Source organism: Streptomyces sp. NBC_00090 (assembly GCF_045160815.1).
GTDB lineage: Bacteria > Actinomycetota > Actinomycetes > Streptomycetales > Streptomycetaceae > Streptomyces.
In genome coordinates this window covers 9080043-9100297 of record NZ_CP108224.1, presented here as the reverse complement: position 1 = coordinate 9100297, position 20255 = coordinate 9080043, and the positions used below count along the sequence as shown (strand labels likewise).

Genomic DNA, 20255 nt, shown 5'->3' with positions numbered 1-20255 from the left:
GTGCCTCTTCCGCATCCCCATCCCGTACCCCATCCGCATCTCGTGCCCCTTCCCTCCCGAGGAGTCGCCATGACCGGCAGCGCCCTGGCCCGCGTGCGCGCCGCGTACGACCGCATCGACGCCGTCCGACGACCCGAGGTGTGGATCGGGCTGCGTCCGCAGGCCACGGCAGAGGCCGAGGCCCGGGACATCGACGCCCGGACGGCCGCCGGTGAGCGGCTGCCGCTCGCGGGTCGGACGCTCGCCGTGAAGGGCAACATCGACGTGGCCGGGCTGCCGACGACCGCCGGCTGCCCCTCGTACGCCTACCGCCCCGAGCGGGACGCGCCCGCGGTGGCCGCGCTGCGCGCCGCCGGGGCCGTGGTGCTCGGGAGCACGAACCTGGACCAGTTCGCCACCGGACTGGTCGGCACGCGCTCCCCCTACGGGGCAGTGCGCAACGCCTTCGACCCCGAACGGGTGAGCGGCGGCTCCAGCTCGGGTTCGGCGGTCGCCGTGGCCCTGGGAATCGCCGATCTGGCCCTGGGCACGGACACCGCGGGCTCGGGCCGGGTCCCGGCCGCCTTCCACGGCCTCGTGGGCCTCAAGCCGACTCCCGGCCTGGTGTCCACCGAGGGCGTCGTCCCGGCCTGCGCGAGCCTGGACTGCGTGAGCGTCTTCGCCAGGACACTCGACGAGGCCGGGGAAGCGCTGGCGCTGCTCGCCTCGCAGCCGTCCCACCCGCCGGGGCGCGCCCCTGGGCCGCACCGGGTCGCGGTAGCCGATCCGGCCGCGCTCGGTGAACTGGACTCCGGCTGGGCCGACGCCTACGCCCGTACGGTGGACACGCTCGCCGCGTCCGGCGCGGAGGTCACGACGGTCGACGTCTCCCCCTTCCTGGAGGCCGCCGCCCTCCTGTACGAGGGGGCGTTCGTCGCCGAGCGGTACACCGCCTTCGTCGACGAGCAGCTCGCCATGGGTTCGACCGATCTGGATCCGACCGTCGCGGGGATCGTCTCCCGGGCCGGCACGATCCCCGCCCACCGCCTCTTCGCCGACCGCGTGCGCCTCGCCGAACTGGCGGACCGGGCCCGGGACGCGCTGGGCACGGCCGACGCCCTGCTCCTGCCCGTCACCCCGGGGCATCCGACGCTCGCCGAGGTGGCCGCGGATCCCGTCGGGGCGAACGCGCGGCTCGGACGGTTCACCAACTCGACCAATCTCCTCGGCCAGTGCGCCCTTGCGGTGCCCGCGGGCACGGTGGACGGGCGCCCGTTCGGGGTGATGCTGATCGGCCGGCCGCACACCGACGACCGGCTGCTCGCGATCGCCCGCCGGATGACCCCAGCGGTGCCGCTGGCCGTGGTCGGCGCCCATCTCACCGGTGAGCCGCTGAACCCGCAACTCCTCACCCTCGGTGGCCGGTTCGTTCGGGCGACGGTGACCGCTCCCCGGTACCGGCTGCACGCCCTGGCGACAACCCCGCCGAAGCCGGGCCTGGTGCGTATGGCTCCCGGGGCGGAGGCGGGCGCGTCGGTCGAGGCCGAGGTGTGGGAACTGCCGGCCGAGGGGCTCGGACTGCTCCTGGCCGAGCTGCCGGCGCCGATGACGCTGGGCCGGGTCGAGTTGGGGGACGGTACGGCGGTCCCCGGCTTCCTGTGCGAACCGGAGGCGCTGGTGGGAGCCGAGGACATCACAGGGTACGGAGGCTGGCGCGCCTATCGGGCACGGAAGGGAGCAAGGAGCCGGTGACCGATTCACGAGCCACCGTCCGCCGTCCTGACCTGCGGTTTCCGCGCAGCGTCACACTCTGGGTGCTTTCATCGGGATTCTCCGGACCTCCGCGTGTTCGGCGGTCTACCTTACGGACATACCGCGCTGACCGCCGCGGATGGAGGGGGATCCTGTGTCATCGCCCTGCGACCCCCGGTACGCCCCCGCCGGCGATGTGAGTGCCGCGCTCATGGTGATCGACTCTCGACTCAAGGCCCTCCTGATCAGCAACGCCCTGTCCAGTGCGGACCAGGACTGACACGCGGCCTCTTCAGGTGTGATGCCGCCACCGGGCTGTGGCAGAGCCTTGGGGCGCGGCCCGGCCACCGCCAGGCGAACACCTGGCGGTGGCCGTGTTCAGGGCGGCTGTGAAGGTGTCGGTGACGACCGACGGCTCATCCGCGCGCGGAGGTACGCCTCCAGTTCGGCGGCGCCGGTCAGCATCGAGCGACCCCGTGCGGACAGCCGACCGTGCCAGTCGCGCAGCGCGGCCTCCAGAGGTTCCAGCCCGCCGGCCGCCCTCACCTGGGCGATCAGCGGGGCGATCTGCTCCAGCAGGTAGCCGCCCCGCCTGAGTTGGTGGGCCAGCCGGGCGTCCCGTACATCGGCCTCGCCGTAGAGGCGGTACCCGGTCAGCGGGTCGCGGCGCGGGCGTACCAACCCGGCGTGCTCCCATTTGCGGAGCGTCGCGGGCCGGATTCCGAGCTTTCCTGCCAGCGGGCCGATGAACGTGTCGGCGGGTCGTGACGCCGCGGCAGGCTCGGGTGCCCGGGTGGGTGCGGACACCTGCGTCGGCTCTGACCCCGCACCGGGCTCGGGCTCCGTGGTGGGCTGCAGGTCGCCGAGGGCGCGTTCCACTGCTTGGAGGGTCCGCCGGTCGTCGAGGAGTTGGGCGTGGCTCTCGTCGATGAGGCGGAACGCCTCCTCGACCTCGCCGAGGTTCACGGCCCGCATGATCGACGTCGCCGTCTGGTGGCCGTGGCCGGGCACCAGGGCGAGGAACGCGCGCAGGGCCCCCGCGTGCAGAGACGTATAGGTGCGGTAGCCGTGGGGTGTGCGAGCGGCGGGCGGAAGGATGCCGGCCTCCTCGTAGTTCCTGACCGCCTGTGTGGACAGACCGTGTCCGCGCGCCAGATCGATCGGCCTGAGCCGATCACTGCTTTGAAGGTTTCGCCCCATGAAGCCGAAGATAGCGCGGAAAAGTTTCAATCGAAGGTTCAACGATAGCGTTGAAGGCATGGCGACTGACATCAAGGACACCGTCCATTCCGTCGAGGCTGCCGCCGTGATGAGGCTGCTACCGGCCCGGCCCCGACTGCTCGCCCTGGGCGAGCCCACCCACGGCGAGGACACTCTGCTCGACCTGCGCAACGAGCTCTTCCGGGAGCTCGTGGAGCAGGAGGGCTACCGGACGATCGCGATCGAGAGCGACTGCATGATGGGCCTGGTCGTGGACGACCACGTCACCTCGGGCGCGGGCAGCCTCGACGAGGTCATGGAGCACGGGTTCAGCCACGGCTGGGGCAGCTCTGCGGCCAACCGCGAGCTCGTGCGCTGGATGCGTGCCTTCAACGAAGGCCGCCCCGCGTCCGAGAGGCTCCGCTTCGCCGGTTTCGACGGCCCGCTGGAGACCATCTGTGCCGCGAGCCCCCGGCAGGCCCTCACCGCACTCCACGACTACCTCGCGTCCCGGGTGGACGCGGGCCTGCTCCCCTGCACCGCGGAGAGGCTCGACCGCCTGCTCGGCACCGACGACCGGTGGACCAACCAGGCCGCGATGATGGACCCGGCCCAGTCCGTGGGGCAGTCGACCGAGGCCGCGGAGCTGCGGCTGCTCGCCGACGACCTGGTCGCGCTGCTCGATGCGGAGATGCCGCACCTCCTCGCGACGACTTCGCGGGACGACTGGGACCGGGCGCGCCTGTACGGGCGCACCGCGACCGGCCTGCTGCGCTACCACCACTGGATGGCCGACACGTCGCCGGCCCGGTTGACCCGGCTGGTGGGCCTGCGGGACCAGATGATGGCCCACAATCTCCTCGCCGTCGCCGCCCGGGGCCCGGCACTCGTCCACGCCCACAACTCCCACCTCCAGCGGGAGAAGAGCACGATGCGGATGGGCGGGATGCAGCTGGAGTGGTGGAGCGCCGGCGCGCTGGTGAGCGCCGAGCTCGGCGAGGAGTACGCCTTCGTGGCCACGATCCTGGGCACCATCCGGCACCAAGGAGTGGACACACCGCCGCCGGACACCGTCGAAGGACTCCTGTACGCGCTCCCGGAGACCCGCTGTGTCGTCGACGCCCGGCGCCTTGCCACCGCCCTCGCCGACACCAGGCCCGCGCCCCGCGTCTCCCCCTGGTTCGGCTACGCCCCTCTCGACCCGGCCCACCTGGCGGACAGCGACGGCATCGTGTTCGTCAAGGACGTCCCGCAGCGCTGATGCTGTGACCGCACGGGTTCATCTGCTTCATCCGCCCAAACGCGGATGCGTCACCGTCACTCGTCTGCGATAGTCGCGCGCTGTGGACAATCCTGATCTTGTGTTTCGGCGTGCGCGTGATTCCGATGCGGCCGACGTAGCCGATGTCTGGCTGCGTTCCTTCACCACGGCGCTGCCGACCGTGCGCCGTGCGCACGACGACGACGCGATACGGGCCTGGTTCTCCCACGTGGTCGTGCCACGGTACGAGACCTGGGTGGCGCTCGCCGAGGGCTCCGTGGTCGGGCTGCTCGTACTCGATGGCGAGGAACTGGAGCAGCTCTACCTCGACCCGTCGTGGCGCGGCAGGGGCGTGGGCGACCGGTTCGTGGATCTGGCCAAGCAGCGGCGGCCGGATGGGCTGGGGCTGTGGACGTTCCAGGTCAACGGACCGGCGCAGCGGTTCTACGAGCGCCACGGCTTCGTCGCGGTCGAGCGTACCGACGGACTGCGTAACGAGGAGCGTGAGCCGGACGTCCGCTACTTCTGGCAGCCCCAGGAATAGGGCTCGCCAGGAGGAGCGGTCACGCGGTCTCCGGTGGCGGGCGGTCGCCCTTCGGATGCCGTTCTCGCCGCGAAGGCGGATGCGGCGCGGTTGCGGATGCGGATGCGGATGCGGGCATGGGAGTGGGAGCGGGAGCGGGAGCGGTCGATCGCGGCCTTTCGTACCCTGGCGTTATGCGCATGCGCCCCACTCTGAGTTGGACCCCTGGCGAGGACCTGCCGCCGGGTACCACGGACCTGCGGCCGGTCGCCGATGCGCTGAGCGCCGGCGGCGTGCTGGTGCTCAGCGGGGCGGGCCTCTCCACGGAGTCCGGCATCCCCGACTACCGGGGCGAGGGGGGGAGCCTGAGCCGGCACACCCCGATGACCTACCAGGACTTCACCGCCAGCGCCCAGGCCCGGCGCCGGTACTGGGCGCGCAGCCACCTCGGGTGGCGTACCTTCGGCCGTGCCCTCCCCAACGCCGGGCACCGGGCCGTGGCCGCCTTCGGGCGGCACGGCCTGCTCTCGGGTGTGATCACCCAGAACGTCGACGGCCTGCATCAGGCCTCCGGCAGCGAAGGCGTCGTGGAACTCCACGGAGGCCTGGACCGCGTCGTCTGCCTTTCCTGCGGTACCTACAGCCCGCGCCGCGAGCTCGCCCGGCGGCTCCAGGAAGCCAATGAGGGCTTCCAGCCGGTGGCGGCCGGAGTGAATCCGGACGGCGACGCCGACCTCACCGACGAACAGGTCGGGGGCTTCCGTGTCGTGCCCTGCGCGAATTGCGGCGGCGTCCTCAAACCGGACGTCGTGTTCTTCGGGGAGGCCGTTCCGCCGCCTCGGGTCGAGCACTGCCGCGAGCTGGTCCGGGACGCGGCCTCGCTGCTGGTCCTGGGTTCCTCGCTGACGGTGATGTCCGGTCTCCGGTTCGTCCGCCAGGCCGTCCAGGCCGGAAAGCCGGTACTGATCGTCAACCGGGACCCGACCCGCGGCGACCAGCACGCCCTCACCCGGGTCGCACTTCCCCTGGGAGCAGCACTCACCACCGTGGCCGGCCGGTTGGGCATCCCCGTCGACGGCCGGACGGCGACCTCCTGACCGCTGTGTTCGTCAGCTCCTGAGCGGGACGTCGTCGCCGCCCGGACAGCCGACCCGACTTCCTCGTAGCCCTGCCGGGTCCCCGCGATCTCGGCCGACGGCAGCGGAACGCCCGGGGGAACCGTGCCGGTCCCGCGGGGTCAGCGCCCGGGGCCGCCGGCGCCGCTCTTGCGCCGCAAGGAGACGATCACGAGCGAGACGGCGCCGGTCACTGCCAGGGTCCCGATCATCACCAGGACCACACCGATCGCGAAGAGACCGCTCGAGTCGTCCGACCAGTCGTAGAAGGCGGCCACGGTCAGCCCCGCCGTGGTGCCGATCACGGCGGCCGTGGCATGCCCTCGGAAGGCTGCCCAGCACACCGGAGCCAGCAGGGTCAGCCCCAGCCCGATCACCTGCCACGCCTCGTAGGGGCCGGTCGTCGAGCCGTCGGGATGCCCATCGCGATGCTGGTCCCAGCCCAGCCAGGCGGCCCACGCGGCCATCGCCACCCCGGCCGACGCCAAGGCAGTCCAGAACGGGAAGGTCGATCTCTGCGGTCCATTGATCATGGCCCCAGTGTTCTGACCCTCCCGAACACCCGCCAGAGCACACGTACTCAGCCCGACCCGAGTAGGTGAACCTCCGGACCACCGCCGCGGAAACAGACTCGCGGTGGCCTGGCAAGATCACTTGCCTGGCCGTGCGCGCCGCGGCCGAACGGTGCCACGCGGCGCCACATCGCGCCATCTGGTGTCGCATGGCGCCGAGTGGCGCCACTCGGCGCCATTCCATGGCCCCGCAGGGCGTGGGCGCGCATGGCGCCACACCCACCCAGGCAGGCACCAACATATTTCCGCAGGTCAGAGTCGTTTTATCGAGCGCCGAACCGGCGACACGCCCCGACGGCTTGCACATGGAGCCACTGTGGTGCCATGATGGCGTCATGGACCTCACTCCGTATGTCGACACCCTCCGCCGTGAACTCGCGGTGGCCGCCGAAGCCGGCGGCGACGAAGCCCGCGAGCTGGCCGAGAGGCTCACCGCTCCCCTGGAGTCGGCGACCCGGCTGACCATGCTCAACGTGCTCTCCGCCGCGATGGACGAGGTCACCCGCGATCTCGCCCCCGGCTCGGTCGACGTACGGCTGCGCGGCCTCGACCCCGACTTCGTGGTGACGCTGCCGCCCACCGACAGCGGCGCCCCCGCGGAGCCGGCCGCACCCGTCGAGCCGCTCAGGGCCCCGGCCCCGGCCGACGGCGACGAGGGTGGCACCGCACGCGTCAACCTGCGCCTGCCGGCCCATCTCAAGGCCCGCGCCGAGGAGGCCGCGAACCGTGAGGGCCTGTCGGTCAACGCGTGGCTGGTCCGGGCCGTGGCGGCCGCGGTCGACGGCGGCACCCGGCCCCGTACGACGGAGAAGGCCCAGAGCGTCGGACAGAACTTCACGGGATGGGTGCGCTAGCCGCACCGCCGCCCGCGCCACTTCACCCACACCACGTCCCACCAGCGGGGACGCCCCGAAGACCCAAGAGGACGGGACAGCCATGCCTTCTTTCGACACTCCCGCACCGATCTCGGTCACCGCGCACGTGGAGGCCGGTTCCATCCAGTTCACCGCGGGCGACCGCCTCGACACCCTCGTCGAGGTACGGCCCCGCGACCCGAAGAAGGACCTGGACGTGCGGTCGGCCGACCAGACCGAGGTCACGTTCGCGAGCGGCACACTGACCGTCAGGACGCCCAAGGCCCGTTATCTCGTCGGGCGCACCGGCACCGTCGACGTGACGGTCGAGCTGCCCGCCGGCTCGCGCGTCGACGTGACCGGCGCCTGGGCCCAGGTCCTCGGCGAGGGTCGGCTCGGCGAGGTCCATGTGAAGACCTCGTCCGGCGACGTCCGCCTCGACACGACCGGCCCGCTGCAGTTGAAGGCGTCGCACGGCTCGATCACCGTGGACCGGGTCGAGGGCGCGGCCGAGATCACCACCAGCTCCGGCAGCCTGCGCGTCGGTCTCGTCGACGGCCCCGGCGTCCTGAAGAACTCGCACGGCACCACGACCGTCGGCGCCGCGACCGGCGAGCTGCGGGTGAGTGGCGCCAACGGCGACATCGAGATCCGGCGCGCCGAGGGCTCGGTCACCGCCACCACCGCCCACGGCACCCTGCGGGTGGGCGAAGTGGCCCGCGGCTCGGTCCAGCTGGAGACCGCCTACGGCGCCATCGAGGTCGGCGTCCGCGAGGGCACGGCCGCCTGGCTCGACGTCAGCTCGGGCTCCGGTCAGGTGCGCAACACGCTCACCGCGTCCGAGTCCCCGCAGCAGACCGAGGAGACCGTCGAGGTCCGCGCCCGCACCCGGTACGGCAACATCGACATCCGCCGCGCCAAGGCCTGACCTCGGCAGCACCGGCCCCAGCTCACCCACTCCCCCAGCCCCTTCAGCCTTCGAACAGGAGGGCCCATGCCTTCATCTGTCATGCCCACCTCAAGGCAGGGCGACGGTCATCCGTTGCCGGCCGCCGTCTCCGCCGTCTCCGCCGTCGGTCTGCGCAAGTCCTACGGCGACAAGACCGTCCTCGACGGCATCGATCTGCGTATCCCGGCCGGGTCCGTGTTCGCACTGCTCGGGCCGAACGGCGCCGGCAAGACCACCGCCGTAAAGATCCTCTCCACGCTCATCACCGCCGACGGCGGACAGGCCCAGGTAGCGGGCCACGACCTCGCCACCAGCCCGCAGGCGGTCCGTGCCACGATCGGTGTCACCGGCCAGTTCTCCGCCGTCGACGGCCTGATCACCGGCGAGGAGAACATGCTCCTCATGGCCGACCTGCACCACCTGCCCAAGAGCGAGGGGCGGCGGGTCACCGCCGAACTCCTGGAGCGCTTCGACCTGGTGGACGCGGCGAAGAAGCCCGCCTCCACCTACTCCGGCGGCATGAAGCGCCGCCTCGACATCGCCATGACCCTGGTCGGCAGCCCGCGGATCATCTTCCTCGACGAACCGACCACCGGCCTCGACCCCCGCAGCCGCCACAACATGTGGCAGATCATCCGCGAACTCGTCGCCGACGGGGTCACCGTCTTCCTCACCACCCAGTACCTCGAAGAGGCCGACCAACTCGCCGACCGCATCGCCGTCCTCAACGACGGGAAGATCGCCGCCGAGGGCACGGCCGAGGAACTGAAGCGCCTCGTCCCCGGCGGACACGTCCGCCTCCGCTTCTCCGACCCCACCGCCTACCGGTCCGCCACCGCCGCACTCACCGAAGCCGGCAGGGACGACGAGGCACTGTCCCTCCAGATCCCCAGCGACGGCAGCCAGCGCGCACTGCGCGCCGTCCTCGACCGGCTGGACACCGCCGGCATCGAGGCCGACGAACTCACCGTGCACACCCCCGACCTCGACGACGTCTTCTTCGCCCTCACCGGCGGTGCCGCGAACCAGCCCCAGGAGACAGTCCGATGAGCTCCCTCTCCCTCGCCCTGCGCGACTCGAACACCATGCTGCGCCGCAACCTCCTGCACGCCCGGCGCTACCCGTCCCTCACCCTGAACCTGCTGCTCACGCCGATCGTCCTGCTGCTGCTCTTCGTCTACGTGTTCGGCGACGTCATGAGCGCCGGCATCGGCGGTGCCGGCGCCGACCGCTCCGACTACATCGCCTACATCGTCCCCGGCCTCCTGCTGATGACCATCGGCAGCACCACCATCGGCACGGCCGTGTCCGTCTCCAACGACATGACCGAGGGCATCATCGCCCGCTTCCGCACGATGGCGATCCACCGCGGCTCGGTGCTCATCGGACACGTCGTCGGCAGCGTGCTGCAGGCGGTCGCGAGCGTCGTCCTCGTCGGTGCCGTCGGCGTGGCCATCGGCTTCCGGTCCACGGACGCCACCGCTCTGGAGTGGCTCGCGGCGTTCGGGCTGCTCGTGCTCTTCGCCACGTCGCTCACCTGGATCGCGGTCGGCATGGGCCTCATCAGCCCGAACGTCGAGGCCGCCAGCAACAACGCGCTGCCGCTGATCTTCCTGCCGCTCATCTCCAGCGCGTTCATCCCGGTCGACACGATGCCGGGCTGGTTCCAGCCGATCGCCGAGTACCAGCCCTTCACGCCGACCATCGAGACCCTCCGGGGCCTGCTGCTCGGCACCGAGATCGGCGACAACTGGTGGATCGCGATCCTCTGGTGCGTCGGCCTCGCGGCGCTGGGCTACCGCTGGTCGAAGTCCGTGTTCAACCGCGACCAGAAGTAACCGCCACCACCGCGCGGGCCCCCTCCCCCAGCCCGTCCCGCCCCGGGGCGGCGTGCGCCGACACCGCGTCGGAGTACGCCGCCCCGTCGGCGTTCCCGGTCGGATTCTCGATGTCATACGTGTGCGGTCGGCCCGTCCGGCCGGCTCCGCCGCTGTTCCACCATCTCGATGCTCAGCGCCTCGGTCTCCTCCTCGTCCAGCCTCTCGAACCCGTCCTCGGTGATCACCGACACGATCGGGAAGATCGCCCGGGAGACGTCCGGGCCGCCGGTTGCGGAGTCGTCGTCGGCGGCGTCGTAGAGCGCCTGCAGCGCTGCCAGGGCCGCCTGCCGCCGGTCCATGCCGGGCCGGTACAGCTTCTTCAGGGCACCCCTGGCGAAGGGGGACCCGGACCCTTCGGCGTGGTAGCCCTGCTTCTCGTACGGACCGCCCGTCACGTCGAAGCTGAAGATCCGGCCGTGCCGCCCCTCGGGCGCCTGCTGGTCGTAGCCGACCAGCAGGGGGACCACGGCCATGCCCTGCATGGCCTGGGGGAGGTTCTGCCGGACCATCGTGGCCAGGCGGGTCGCCTTCGCCTTGATGGTCATGGGAACGCCCTCGATCTTCTCGAAGTGCGTCAGCTCCACCTGGTAGAGCTTGACCAGGTCGATCGCGAAACCGACGCTGCCCGCGAAGGCGACGGCCGAGTAGTCGTCGGCGGGATGCACCTTCTCCAGATCGCGCTGGGCGATCAGGTTGCCCATGGTGGCCCTGCGGTCTCCGGCGATCATCACCCCGTCGCGGTAGGTGAGGGCCAGGATCGTGGTGCCGTGCGGCACCTGGTCCTCTCCGGCGTGCACCCCTTCCGGGAGCAGCCTGCCCAGGCTGAGCAGCTCGGGCCGGTGGGCGGCCAGGAAATTCGTGAAGGAGGAGGACCCCGGGGTGAAGAACTCCGCCCCGAGGGTCCCCTTGCCATCGCTCTCTGCCACGCCTCTCCCCTTCCCGCCGTGTGCAAACGATCAACTCCTACCATCAAGAGCCCGCGGAAAAACTCCCGTTCCGGACAGACGGCCGGAGCCGCGCGGCGTAAAGGGAGCGTAGGAGCGGTGCTCCGGCAGGTGGGGAACGCCGTCGTCGCGGGGCCGAAACCGGAGGTCGTGGTCGGCGCCGTCCGGGCGGAACCGGTACGACAGCGTGGAGAGCGCCCGGTCCAGCCCCGCAGTCATCGCGTCGTGGTCGGTGGCGTCGCCGCTGAGCAGATCCAGGTAGGCGCCGCCGTCGAGCCGGTCGCCGGGTTCGTTCGAGGACTGCCCGAACTCCCACCCGGCCGGCAGACACGCAACCTGGGCCGAGACGCGGTCGGGTAAGTATGATCAAGCGATGTCTGACATGACGGAGACCACGCCCGGCTGGCTGACCACGGACGAGCTGAACACGGCCAGGGCCCGAATGCCGATCCTCTACGTCGAGGCCGTGCCCGTGCGCGTGGACGACAGCGGCGAAGTCACGAGCATCGGTCTGCTCCTGCGGATCGGCGCGGACGGAACGATCAGCCGGACCCTGGTGTCCGGCCGTGTGATGCAGCACGAGCGGGTCCGTGACGCGCTCCTGCGCCACCTGGAGAAGGACCTCGGGCCGGTGGCGCTGCCCCGCGTCCCCGCCTCCCTGCAGCCCTTCACCGTCGCCGAGTACTTCCCCACGGCGGGTGTCACCCCGTACCACGACCCCCGCCAGCACGCGGTGTCCCTGGCGTACATCGTGCCGGTGACCGGCGACTGCCGCCCACGACAGGACGCGCTGGACCTGGTCTGGTTCAGCCCGCAGGAAGCAGCCTCCCCGGCTGTGCAGGGCGAGATGCCCGGCGGCCGCGGGATGTTGCTGAAGCAGGCCCTTGCTTACGTGGGACACGCCTACTGACGTCCCTTCGCACGACAGTCGATCCACCATGCCCAAGACCCAAGGGAGAGACGGATGACGGGGAGTGTCCGAAGGCCGATGGACCTCCCCGCGTACGAGGAGCGGGCCCGTCGGGGGCCCTGCTTCGTGTGCGCCTTCCTCGCCGGGCACCCGGACTACCGGCACGAGATGGTCTACGAGGACGCCGACCACGTGGCGTTCCTCGACCGGTGGCCCACTCTCCCGGGCAAGGTGCTGGTCGCCCCCAGGCAGCACGTCGACCATGTCGTCAGCGGCTTCACCGAGGACGCGTACACCCGCATGATGCTCGTGGTGCGCAGGGTCGCCCTGGCGGTCGAGGCGGTCTTCGCTCCGGAACGCGTCTACCTGCTGTCACTGGGAGCGAAGGAGGGCAACGCCCACGTGCACTGGCACGTCGCCGCGCTGCCGCGCGGAGTGCCGTACGCGCAGCAGCAGTTCCACAGCCTCATGCCGGAGCACGGGGTACTGGAAGTCCCACCGGCGGAGTCCGCGAGGGTGGCGGCCCGGCTCCGCGAGGCGCTGGCCTGACCGGGTGACCGGGTGACCGGGCCCCGGACCCTGCAGGTCCGGGGCGTCCACCTCGTGCCGGTCAGTCTGAGCCAGGCATCACTTCGTCAAGATCGTTGATCTGAGTGTGGCGTTGGCCGATGCGCGATGGGCTCGGATCGAACCGGCGCGTCAGCTGGTTCGATTCGCTCGGTCGGTCCGGCGAAGGCCAGAAACAAGGAACGGGAACTGAGCAGCCACACGCCGTCGACCTTGAGGAACGTGTCCTCATAGTGGCCCACCTGCGTAGGGGCCCGTGGGGGCACGAAGCCGCCCGTATGTCCATCGACACGGTAGGTCGTAAAGTAGGTGGTCGCTGTGGCCGTTGCCTCTGAGGTGACGGTAACCAGGATGTTCGTGCATATCCGGCGTGAGAGCCGGTCCGCGGGTCGACCGGCGAAATACGACCGAAGTGCGTCACGGCCCTGGATCCGGCGGTCGCCTTCCGCCCACTCCCAGACTCCGACATCCGTGAACAGCTCGGCCACCTCACCCGGGTCGCCGAGGTCGAGCTTGTGGACGAACTCGACGATGAGGCGCTCGCAAGCGCGCTCGGCAACCAGGCGGTCCGTGGGATCAAGGACTTCAGCAGTCATCCCCATGTCGTATCAGGGTGACCAAGGGCAGCGCGACGGCTTTCTGACGCCATCCGCATTCCGTTGGAGGCAGGAGACCGGAAGTGGGAGGCGGTCCGTGCCATCACGTACGACGAAGCCATTGCGCCCGTCTCCGAATTGCTGACATGCACGCTTGCCCGTCAGCGTCCATGATGGGTTCACGAGCCCGCCCGGGAAGCCACTTCGCACGTTGTCACCGGGCGGGCCCTCTCATGAGCGGAGACGGCGGACCGGAAAGCCACCCGGCACGACCTCCCGCACGTAGACAGGCCGACGGACAGACTGACAGACAAGCAGGCAGGCAGGCAGGCAAGCAGGCAGGCAGAAAGGCCGCCGCCTCACGCTCGGCCTCGACAGGTCTGGGCTGTCGGACCTCCCTGCACTCTCAGCCGGTGTGGAGGGTCCGGAAGCGATCGGGTTCCGCCGGGTCCCGATCGACGACCTGGACCGGGGTCCACGCCCATTGCCACACGCTGATGCCCGGCGTGCGGCAGAACCGGATCGGCCCGCGGGTGCCCTCGATCGCCACACGCGGCCATGCATCGACGATGGCCGCCCGGTCCGTGCCGTGGGAGCGAAGCGCCTCCGCGAGGACGGCGACGGTGTCCCAGCCTTCGAAGGCGACGAAGGAGGGAGCTTCGCCCAGCCGTTCGCGGAGCTCCTTCCCGACGCGTTCGCCGAGCGGACCGAGGCGCTCGGGCAGGTAGCGCAGGAACGGGATCCCGGCGCCGTCCTCGCCCAGTTCCGCGGCCCATTCGGCGAACTCCGGTTGTCCGGCCGGAGCGCCGATCAGGATCTCCGCGAGCCGCCGGTCTCCCCGGACGGCCCTGACGATCGGTACCGCTGGTTCCGGATGGCCGACCAGCAGGAGGAGCGCGGTCGCGCCGTGGTCGACGAGGGCGTCGCACAGGGCCTCGGGGGTGAGCGCGTTCGTGTCGAGTTCGACGACGGTGCCACCGCGGGGAGTGAGGTGGTCCCGCAGGATGCGCGTCCCGGACGCCCAGTAGACGCTCGGCTGGGCCGCCACGGCGATCCGACGCCGGCCCGCGCCGAGGAGGAAGTCCGCGTAGATCCGCCAGCCGTGGGACTGGGCCGGGGCCAGGCGCGCGACCCACTTCGTCGGCGCCTCGGTGAGCGCGTCGAGCACCGCGGACGAGCAGAGGAAGGGCACGCCGAGGGCGTCGGCACGGGCGGCGGCGGCACGGGCGACGACGCTGTGGTACTCGCCCACCACGGCGGCCACGCCCAGGCCCGCCAGTTCGTCCACTGCCGCCGCGGCCCGCCCCGGGTCGGCCGCGGTGTCCCGGACCACCAGCTCCAGCGGTCTCCCGCCGATCCCGCCGGCGTCGTTGACCTCGCGAACGGCCAGGTCGAGCCCCGCGAGCAGGTGTCGGCCCGCCTCGGCCCAGCCGGGCCGCGTCAGAGGGACGAGGGCGCCCAGGCGGACGGGCGACCCGTCTGTGGGCTCCGCTCCGGACGGCGATGGTGGCGTGTTCATCGGGTGGCGTCTCCCCTGGGGCGATGCGGTCGCGGTCCGCCCGGATCGCGCACCGGCCGGGGCCGGCGGTTCGCGGTCGTCACGTCTCGCCGCGGCGGGCGCGCCCGGGTGATCATGCGCGCCATTGGATCCACCGCCATCGCCAAGAGGCAACCGATTATCGGTTCGCTGAGCTGCCGGGCTTCATGGACATCGGTGCTCCCGCCAGGTGTCGTACTCGTGCCGCCGTCTCGCCGCAGAGAATCCGACTCGCCATGAGACCCTCCGAGCCGGCATCGCACCAACGCCCGTAGGCTTCCGCGCGGAACCGGCCGTGGCCAGAATATGTCCCTGTGGGGAGACGAACCATGGCGCCAGGGGGGTACGGGGATGAGCACGTGGGTGGTGCCGGGCTACACCGAGTCCCAGGAGCTGGGTGCGGGCGCGAGCGGACGTGTGGTCCTGGCCGTGCACGAGGCCACGGGCCTGCCGGTGGCCGTGAAGTACCTGAGCGAGCGGCTGCGGTCGGACGAGGCGTTCGTGCGCGGATTCCGGTCCGAGGCGCGGCTGCTCGGTGCTCTGGGCAGCCCGTACGTGGTGGCGCTCTACGAGTACGTCGAGGCGCCCGGCGGTGCGGCCATCGTGATGGAACTCGTGGACGGTGTCCCGCTGCGTGCGCTGCTCGCGCGGGAGGGGGCCACCGCCCCCGAGGCGGCGCTCGTGGTGCTGAAGGGATCGCTCCTCGGCCTCGCCGCCGCGCACCGAGCGGGCGTCGTACACCGCGACTACAAGCCTGAGAACGTGCTGGTCTCGGCCGACGGAGCGTCCAAACTCGTCGACTTCGGCATCGCGACCGGCCACGGCAGCACGCCGGGCATCGCCGGAACACCCGCCTATATGGCGCCGGAGCAGTGGGGCGGGGCTCCCGCCTCTCCGGCGGCGGACGTGTACGCGGCGACCGCGACCTTCTTCGAGTGCCTGACCGGCCGCAAGCCGTACGCGGGCGAGAACTTCGCGGAACTCGCCCTGCAACACCTGGGTGCGCCCGTGCCCGACGGGCAGGCGCCGGAGCCCCTGCGCCCGCTCATCCGGCGTGGACTGGCCAAGGCACCGGGGGAACGGCCGGAGGACGCGGCCGCGTTCGTCACCGAACTGGAGTCGGTGGCGACCGCCGCGTACGGGCCGGACTGGGAGGAGCGGGGCCGGGGCCGCCTGGCGGCGCTGGCCGCGCTCGTTCCGCTGCTCTTCCCCTCCTCCCGCACGACGGCGGAGGGTACGAGCGCGCTCGCCACGACCACGCTGCCGACTCCGCCACCGCGCCCGCGGTGGCGGATTCCGCACGGACTGCCGGCGGGTGCGGCCGCGTTCCTCCTGGCCCTGTTGCTCGCGCTCGCCGCCCTCGCCGGCGTCGAGCGGGCGGACGACGGCGAGGTGGCACGGGCCTTCGCGACGACGAGCGCCCTGCCGAGCCCGGCCCCGGCCACCGGTCCTCCGGCCCTCGGCCCTCCCACTCCCACATCCACGCCGACCACGGGTACGGCGACGGCCGGTCCGGGGGCCTCGTCCTCTCCAGGCACCGCCGATCCGGCGATCAGCCCCGGCGCGTCCCCGACGGGCAGCGCCACGGCCGGCCCGCCGACGCCCTCGGACGGTTCGCCACCGACGCCGACCACGCCACCCACCGACGTCCCGTCCTCGAACCCACCGACCACTACCCCGACCGGAACGCCGACCACCCCCACGGCCACCCCTCCGACCGCTTCCCCGACCGTCCCGCCCGTCTCCGTCACCGCGGTCTCCGTCACCAGCCTGCGGCAGACCGGGCCGACGGCCGCCGAGGCCGTCGTCGAGATCACGACCGATTCGACGGGGCCACTGACCGTCCTCGTCGAGTGGTTCACCGGTGACGACAAGGGCACACCGGGCGCGGCGGACGGCTCGCAGACCTTCCGGCGCGAGGGAGCCACCCACTACACGCTCGTACTCCCCCACACCGTCCGGGGCGGCGGCTGTTACTGGGGGGTGCGCGCCGGCACGGACCCGGTCGCCGCCTCGAACGGCGACTCCCTGCAGCAGATCTTCATACGGCGGTGCACGATCTCATGAGCGACGACGACGCCTACAGCGCAACCGAACTCGGCAGCCACTGGTTCGAACGGCCGGAGGGCGAGCCGGACGCGAAGCCGGACCGTGTGGACGGCGAAGTACTGCGCTTCGGCCCGGGGGTGACCGCAGCAGCGGTAGGCCGCGCCGCGAACACCCCCACCGCCGCCCAGATCTGGCACGGCACCCTGCCCGGCAGCCCGCCGCCGGGACCCGTACGTCGTCGGCGGTCGTGGCGGTACGCCCCCGCCTGTGCCGTACTGGCTCTCGTCCTGGTCTTCCTCGCCTGGCAGCACTACGGTCCGGGCGTGGCGGTACGGGAGGTCACGGTCACCGCCCCGGGCCGGGAGCTCGGCTGCGACAGCACGGCCGATGTCGTGGCCCTGGTACGGACCGACGGCCGGCCGGGCACGGTGACCTACCGCTGGGAGCGCAGCGACGGCACCCGCTCCGCGCCCCTGCGCGAGCGCCTGTCGCGCGGTCAGAAGGAGGCCGAGCTCCATCTGATGTGGACGTTCCACGGTTCGGGCACCCACCGGGCCACGGCACGCCTCGTGATCGAATCGCCGACCGGACACACGACCTCGGCTCCGGCCTCATCTGGGGCTGCGGTTTCGGCCTCGGCTTCGTTCACGTACCGCTGCGGCTGAGGACCGCGGGCCGGCGCCCCGGTCAGTCCGGGGTGCGGCACGGGGACGCCCCGGCCAGTCCAGGGTGCAGCACGAGGACGCCTCGGCCGACCGGACCTTCCGTGGCGTCCGTACCGTCAGGAAACCCGCCGCTCCCAGCGGACCTCGCCGTCCTGGATCTCGCCGGTCGGGGCCAGACCGGCCGCGCGGGCGACAGCCGCGGAGGCCGTGTGCTCGGGATGGACATGGGCGACGACGGTACGCACGCCCTCGTCCACGAGCAGGGCCACCAGACCGATCGCAGCCTCCCGGGCGATCCCCCGCCCCTGCCACGCCGTCCCCGTCACCCAGGCCACCTCCGCGACGCGCCCGCCGTCCGTGACGGTCGCCTGCACGGTCCCGGTCAGCCGGCCCTCGCCTCGCAGCAGCACGACCCAGTTGCACCAGAGCGTCTCCGGGTCCGGCGAACCCGCGGCCAGCCGCTCGTAACGGGCGCGCAGCTCCGGCCCGGTCGACGGGGCGCCGCCGATGAACGTGTGCAGGGCCGGGTCGGCCAGCACACCCGCCATCTCCTCGGCATGCTCGACCGCGAGCGGAACCAGATCCAGCCGCTCCGTCCGCGCGGTGACGGTCCGCACCTTCACCACTCCCCCAGGAAGCCCGGATCGGCCTCGTCGAGCTCCCGGCCCGTCTCCCGCTCCAAACCGAGCAGCTCCGCCATCGGTACGGCCTTGCGGCTGGTCGCCGCCAGATCCTGGTGTGCCTGAGCGGACCACAGCGGCGGGAAGAGGCTGAGCCCCTGCTCCCCGTCCAGGCCGCGGGTCTCCTCCCGCCAGCCGGGCCACCGCAGCCCCTCGTAGAACTCCTCGGTGCCGCCGGACAGCATCCACGACAGCCACGCCCCGTACCCGGCGCCCAGCGCGTCCCAGCGCAGGGAGTCCGGGGCGAAGTAGACCATCTCGCCCGGCTGCCCCGGCAGCCCGGCCCGCGCCCCCGGGCCGCCCTGGATCGCGAAGACACCGCCCAGCACGTCGTGCGCGACGACGAGCCCGGCCTCAGGCAGCCAGGCGGGGTCCGTATCGGAGGGGAAGGCGTTGACCCGGGCGAAGCCCGGCATCCGCCGGGGGTTGCCGGCGGCCGGGCTGCCGTACACCCGCAGCCATCCGCCGTCGAGGAACATCCCACCGCTGTGCAGAACGACGGCCCCCAGGTAGGAGCGGACCGTCACCTGCATCTGGAGCAGCGCGGCCGTTCCCCCTCCGGGGTCGGCGTCCAGCACCTCGACGGGCACGGCCGCCTTCCGCAGCTCCTCGCCCAGGACCGGCCACGCCGGGTCCTCGACATCGGTCAGTTCGTTGATCTCACGCACCGGGAAATCGTCGCACGCCCCCGGCCGGGGCCCGGCGGGACATTCGTATGCATCCGTACGAGGGTCCTCCCAGGACCGGGCGGGGCGCGGCGCCAGATCCTCGGGCATCGTGCCTGAGCGGTCTCCCTTCACGACCTCGTTCAGCACGGACGTGACGTCGGCCAGAGCGATGCCAAGTTCTGCCCGCTCGACGAGCGGCAGTGCCGCTCGGTCGTGAGTCCCACCGAGCGCGGCCAGGACGTATCCCAGGAGCACGGCCAGGGCGCCCTGCTGGCGCCGTCCAAGATGCCCGGGAGAGACCTGGATTCACTCTCGAAATCCGTTGGCAGCAAGCAGAATTGGACACTCAACGCGCGGGCGATCGCGCAACGGGCTGCCTGGCCGAATTGCGGCTGGACAGCCGGGGCGGGCCGCCGGACCATGACGCTCATAGTCGAGGGTCGCGCCAGGGGGATGGTCCGGTGGGAGTCAGCGGCACAGGAGATCAGGACGGACAGCCACCGGCGCGACGCCCCCGGGCAACCGGCAATCCCGGAGGACCGAGAGGATCCGGTGGCCCCGGCCCCACCGGTAGGTCTGGCGGACCTCGTGGGCCTGGAGGGCCTGGAGGGCCTGGAGGGCCTGGAGGGCCTGGAGGGCCTGGAGGGCCTGGAGGGCCTGGAGGGCCTGGAGGGCCTGGAGGGCCTGGAGGGCCTCGTGATCCCGGTGGGCCTGGTGGGTTCGGTGGACCCGGGGCGGTTCGTCCCGGTGGCGGGATGCCCCAACCCGTGAAGAGCCTTCGCGTCCTGATGTGGGTCCTTGGCAGCATTCAGGCCCTGCTCGGACTGAAACTGCTGACCGACAGCGTCGCCATCGCCACTGCCATCTGGGGCGAGGCGGACGCCTCGACACCGTGCTGCACCACGCCGGGAGAAGCCCACTCGGGAATCGTCGTCTTCGCCGGGCTGCTCGTACTGGCGGTGGCCGCATGGGGCATCACCACGGCTCTGAAGTTCCCGACGCGCCAATCGGCCCTACGTATCTCGGCGTTCGCGTACGGCTGGACAGCGCTCCCCTTCGCGCTGGTGTTCTTCTGGGTGGTCCCCGTCCTGGGACTGATCTGGCTGGTGCCCTCGGTGCTGGCCATCGTCCGCCCGAACCAGCCTGAATCCCACGCCTGGTTCAACGCTCGCCGTCTTTGACGGCGGACGCGACGGTGAGCGTGTGTCGGCCCGCCTCTACCGGGTGCTCCTGGACGAGCTCGGCTCACGCGGCCAACTCACCTGGTCCAGGTGCCCGATCGACTCGGTGAGCATCCGCACCCTCCTGCACCATGTCCTGACTCGCCGGCTGCCGCCGCCTGCACCGGCGATACGAGCGCCAAGGCCGAGCATTTCATCAACCTGCACGGCACGTCGTCCACCCGCCGGCTGATTGCTGCCGACCCAAGACGGCAAACCCGGGCACCGAGCCCCTCCCCTCCGGCCGCCCACACACCAGCCGGCAGGGAGACGCAGGTCACATCCACCCATGTCACAGGGGGCCGGGCTACCTCGTCTCAGGGGATGTAGCCGC

General features: G+C 71.7%; 21 protein-coding genes and 1 pseudogene. 15 read left to right on the top strand and 7 right to left on the bottom strand.

Translation table 11 applies throughout. From position 1 onward, the window contains the following. The first annotated feature begins 69 nt into the window (after nt 1-69). A complete protein-coding gene (locus OG361_RS40365; RefSeq protein WP_405861780.1) occupies nt 70-1731 on the top strand; it encodes an allophanate hydrolase in 1662 nt (553 codons plus the stop codon). Between the two features lie 378 nt (nt 1732-2109). Here OG361_RS40365 and OG361_RS40360 read toward each other — a convergent pair whose 3' ends face one another. Next, entirely contained in the window at nt 2110-2931 is an 822-nt protein-coding gene (locus OG361_RS40360; protein WP_405861779.1) for a TioE family transcriptional regulator, read from the bottom strand. 58 nt (nt 2932-2989) lie between these two features. Here OG361_RS40360 and OG361_RS40355 point away from each other — a divergent pair, with 58 nt between their 5' ends. From OG361_RS40355 to OG361_RS40345, 3 genes are all read left to right on the top strand, one after another. Next, a complete protein-coding gene (locus OG361_RS40355) occupies nt 2990-4192 on the top strand; it encodes an erythromycin esterase family protein (protein ID WP_405861777.1) in 1203 nt (400 codons plus the stop codon). An 82-nt stretch (nt 4193-4274) separates the two neighbouring features. After that, a complete protein-coding gene (locus tag OG361_RS40350; protein WP_405861775.1) occupies nt 4275-4736 on the top strand; it encodes a GNAT family N-acetyltransferase in 462 nt (153 codons plus the stop codon). Nucleotides 4737-4909: 173 nt separating this feature from the next. Further along, nucleotides 4910-5812 carry an NAD-dependent protein deacetylase gene (locus OG361_RS40345; RefSeq protein ID WP_405861774.1) on the top strand — a complete coding sequence of 301 codons (903 nt, stop codon included), beginning with the start codon at nt 4910-4912 and terminating at the stop codon, nt 5810-5812. A 140-nt stretch (nt 5813-5952) separates the two neighbouring features. Here the strand turns inward: OG361_RS40345 and OG361_RS40340 are convergent, their stop codons facing one another. Next, nucleotides 5953-6363, bottom strand: coding sequence for a hypothetical protein (locus OG361_RS40340; protein ID WP_405861772.1), 411 nt, complete (start codon nt 6361-6363; stop codon nt 5953-5955). 374 nt (nt 6364-6737) lie between these two features. Between OG361_RS40340 and OG361_RS40335 the strand changes: the two genes are divergently transcribed. From OG361_RS40335 to OG361_RS40320, 4 genes are all read left to right on the top strand, one after another. Beyond that, on the top strand, nt 6738-7256 hold the full coding sequence (locus OG361_RS40335; protein ID WP_384576331.1) for a hypothetical protein: 519 nt from the start codon (nt 6738-6740) through the stop codon (nt 7254-7256). 82 nt (nt 7257-7338) lie between these two features. After that, nucleotides 7339-8184: a DUF4097 domain-containing protein gene (locus OG361_RS40330; RefSeq protein ID WP_384576328.1), complete on the top strand. Its 846-nt coding sequence runs from the start codon at nt 7339-7341 to the stop codon at nt 8182-8184. Between the two features lie 66 nt (nt 8185-8250). Further along, entirely contained in the window at nt 8251-9255 is a 1005-nt protein-coding gene (locus OG361_RS40325; protein ID WP_405861769.1) for an ATP-binding cassette domain-containing protein, read from the top strand. Beyond that, on the top strand, nt 9252-10043 hold the full coding sequence (locus OG361_RS40320; RefSeq protein ID WP_405861767.1) for an ABC transporter permease: 792 nt from the start codon (nt 9252-9254) through the stop codon (nt 10041-10043). Before OG361_RS40325 ends, OG361_RS40320 begins: the two co-directional genes overlap by 4 nt. 113 nt (nt 10044-10156) lie before the next feature. Here the strand turns inward: OG361_RS40320 and prcB are convergent, their stop codons facing one another. Next, nucleotides 10157-11011: a proteasome subunit beta gene (prcB, locus tag OG361_RS40315; protein ID WP_405861765.1), complete on the bottom strand. Its 855-nt coding sequence runs from the start codon at nt 11009-11011 to the stop codon at nt 10157-10159. A 391-nt stretch (nt 11012-11402) separates the two neighbouring features. Between prcB and OG361_RS40310 the strand changes: the two genes are divergently transcribed. After that, the gene (locus OG361_RS40310; protein ID WP_384567596.1) at nt 11403-11939 is read left to right on the top strand and encodes an NUDIX hydrolase family protein; all 537 of its coding nucleotides are present in this window, start codon (nt 11403-11405) and stop codon (nt 11937-11939) included. A gap of 54 nt (nt 11940-11993) precedes the next feature. Beyond that, the gene (locus OG361_RS40305; protein ID WP_405861763.1) at nt 11994-12488 is read left to right on the top strand and encodes an HIT family protein; all 495 of its coding nucleotides are present in this window, start codon (nt 11994-11996) and stop codon (nt 12486-12488) included. An 86-nt stretch (nt 12489-12574) separates the two neighbouring features. Here the strand turns inward: OG361_RS40305 and OG361_RS40300 are convergent, their stop codons facing one another. Next, nucleotides 12575-13102 (bottom strand): nuclear transport factor 2 family protein, encoded by a 528-nt coding sequence (locus OG361_RS40300; protein WP_405861761.1) that lies wholly within the window; start codon nt 13100-13102, stop codon nt 12575-12577. Nucleotides 13103-13508: 406 nt separating this feature from the next. Beyond that, complete coding sequence (locus OG361_RS40295; RefSeq protein WP_405861759.1) at nt 13509-14621, bottom strand: ABC transporter substrate-binding protein; 1113 nt, start codon at nt 14619-14621, stop codon at nt 13509-13511. 369 nt (nt 14622-14990) lie between these two features. Here OG361_RS40295 and OG361_RS40290 point away from each other — a divergent pair, with 369 nt between their 5' ends. Both OG361_RS40290 and OG361_RS40285 read left to right on the top strand, forming a co-directional pair. Next, nucleotides 14991-16706, top strand: a complete 1716-nt coding sequence (locus tag OG361_RS40290) for a serine/threonine-protein kinase (RefSeq protein ID WP_405861757.1) — start codon at nt 14991-14993, stop codon at nt 16704-16706. Next, entirely contained in the window at nt 16703-17353 is a 651-nt protein-coding gene (locus OG361_RS40285) for a hypothetical protein (RefSeq protein ID WP_405861755.1), read from the top strand. The genes OG361_RS40290 and OG361_RS40285 overlap by 4 nt, the downstream gene beginning before the upstream one ends. A gap of 116 nt (nt 17354-17469) precedes the next feature. Here the strand turns inward: OG361_RS40285 and OG361_RS40280 are convergent, their stop codons facing one another. Together OG361_RS40280 and OG361_RS40275 are read right to left on the bottom strand one after the other, a co-directional pair. Continuing rightward, nucleotides 17470-17970 carry a GNAT family N-acetyltransferase gene (locus OG361_RS40280; RefSeq protein ID WP_405861753.1) on the bottom strand — a complete coding sequence of 167 codons (501 nt, stop codon included), beginning with the start codon at nt 17968-17970 and terminating at the stop codon, nt 17470-17472. A gap of 2 nt (nt 17971-17972) precedes the next feature. Beyond that, the gene (locus OG361_RS40275; RefSeq protein ID WP_405861751.1) at nt 17973-18701 is read right to left on the bottom strand and encodes a DUF2625 domain-containing protein; all 729 of its coding nucleotides are present in this window, start codon (nt 18699-18701) and stop codon (nt 17973-17975) included. Nucleotides 18702-19253: 552 nt separating this feature from the next. Here OG361_RS40275 and OG361_RS40270 point away from each other — a divergent pair. The 3 genes and pseudogenes from OG361_RS40270 to OG361_RS40260 form a co-directional block, all read left to right on the top strand. Continuing rightward, nucleotides 19254-19472, top strand: coding sequence for a hypothetical protein (locus OG361_RS40270; RefSeq protein WP_405861749.1), 219 nt, complete (start codon nt 19254-19256; stop codon nt 19470-19472). Then, nucleotides 19469-19882, top strand: coding sequence for a hypothetical protein (locus OG361_RS40265; RefSeq protein WP_405861747.1), 414 nt, complete (start codon nt 19469-19471; stop codon nt 19880-19882). The genes OG361_RS40270 and OG361_RS40265 overlap by 4 nt, the downstream gene beginning before the upstream one ends. 19 nt (nt 19883-19901) lie before the next feature. After that, nucleotides 19902-20006, top strand: a pseudogene (locus tag OG361_RS40260) (IS5/IS1182 family transposase); the annotation flags it as partial. Nucleotides 20007-20255: the final 249 nt, after the last annotated feature.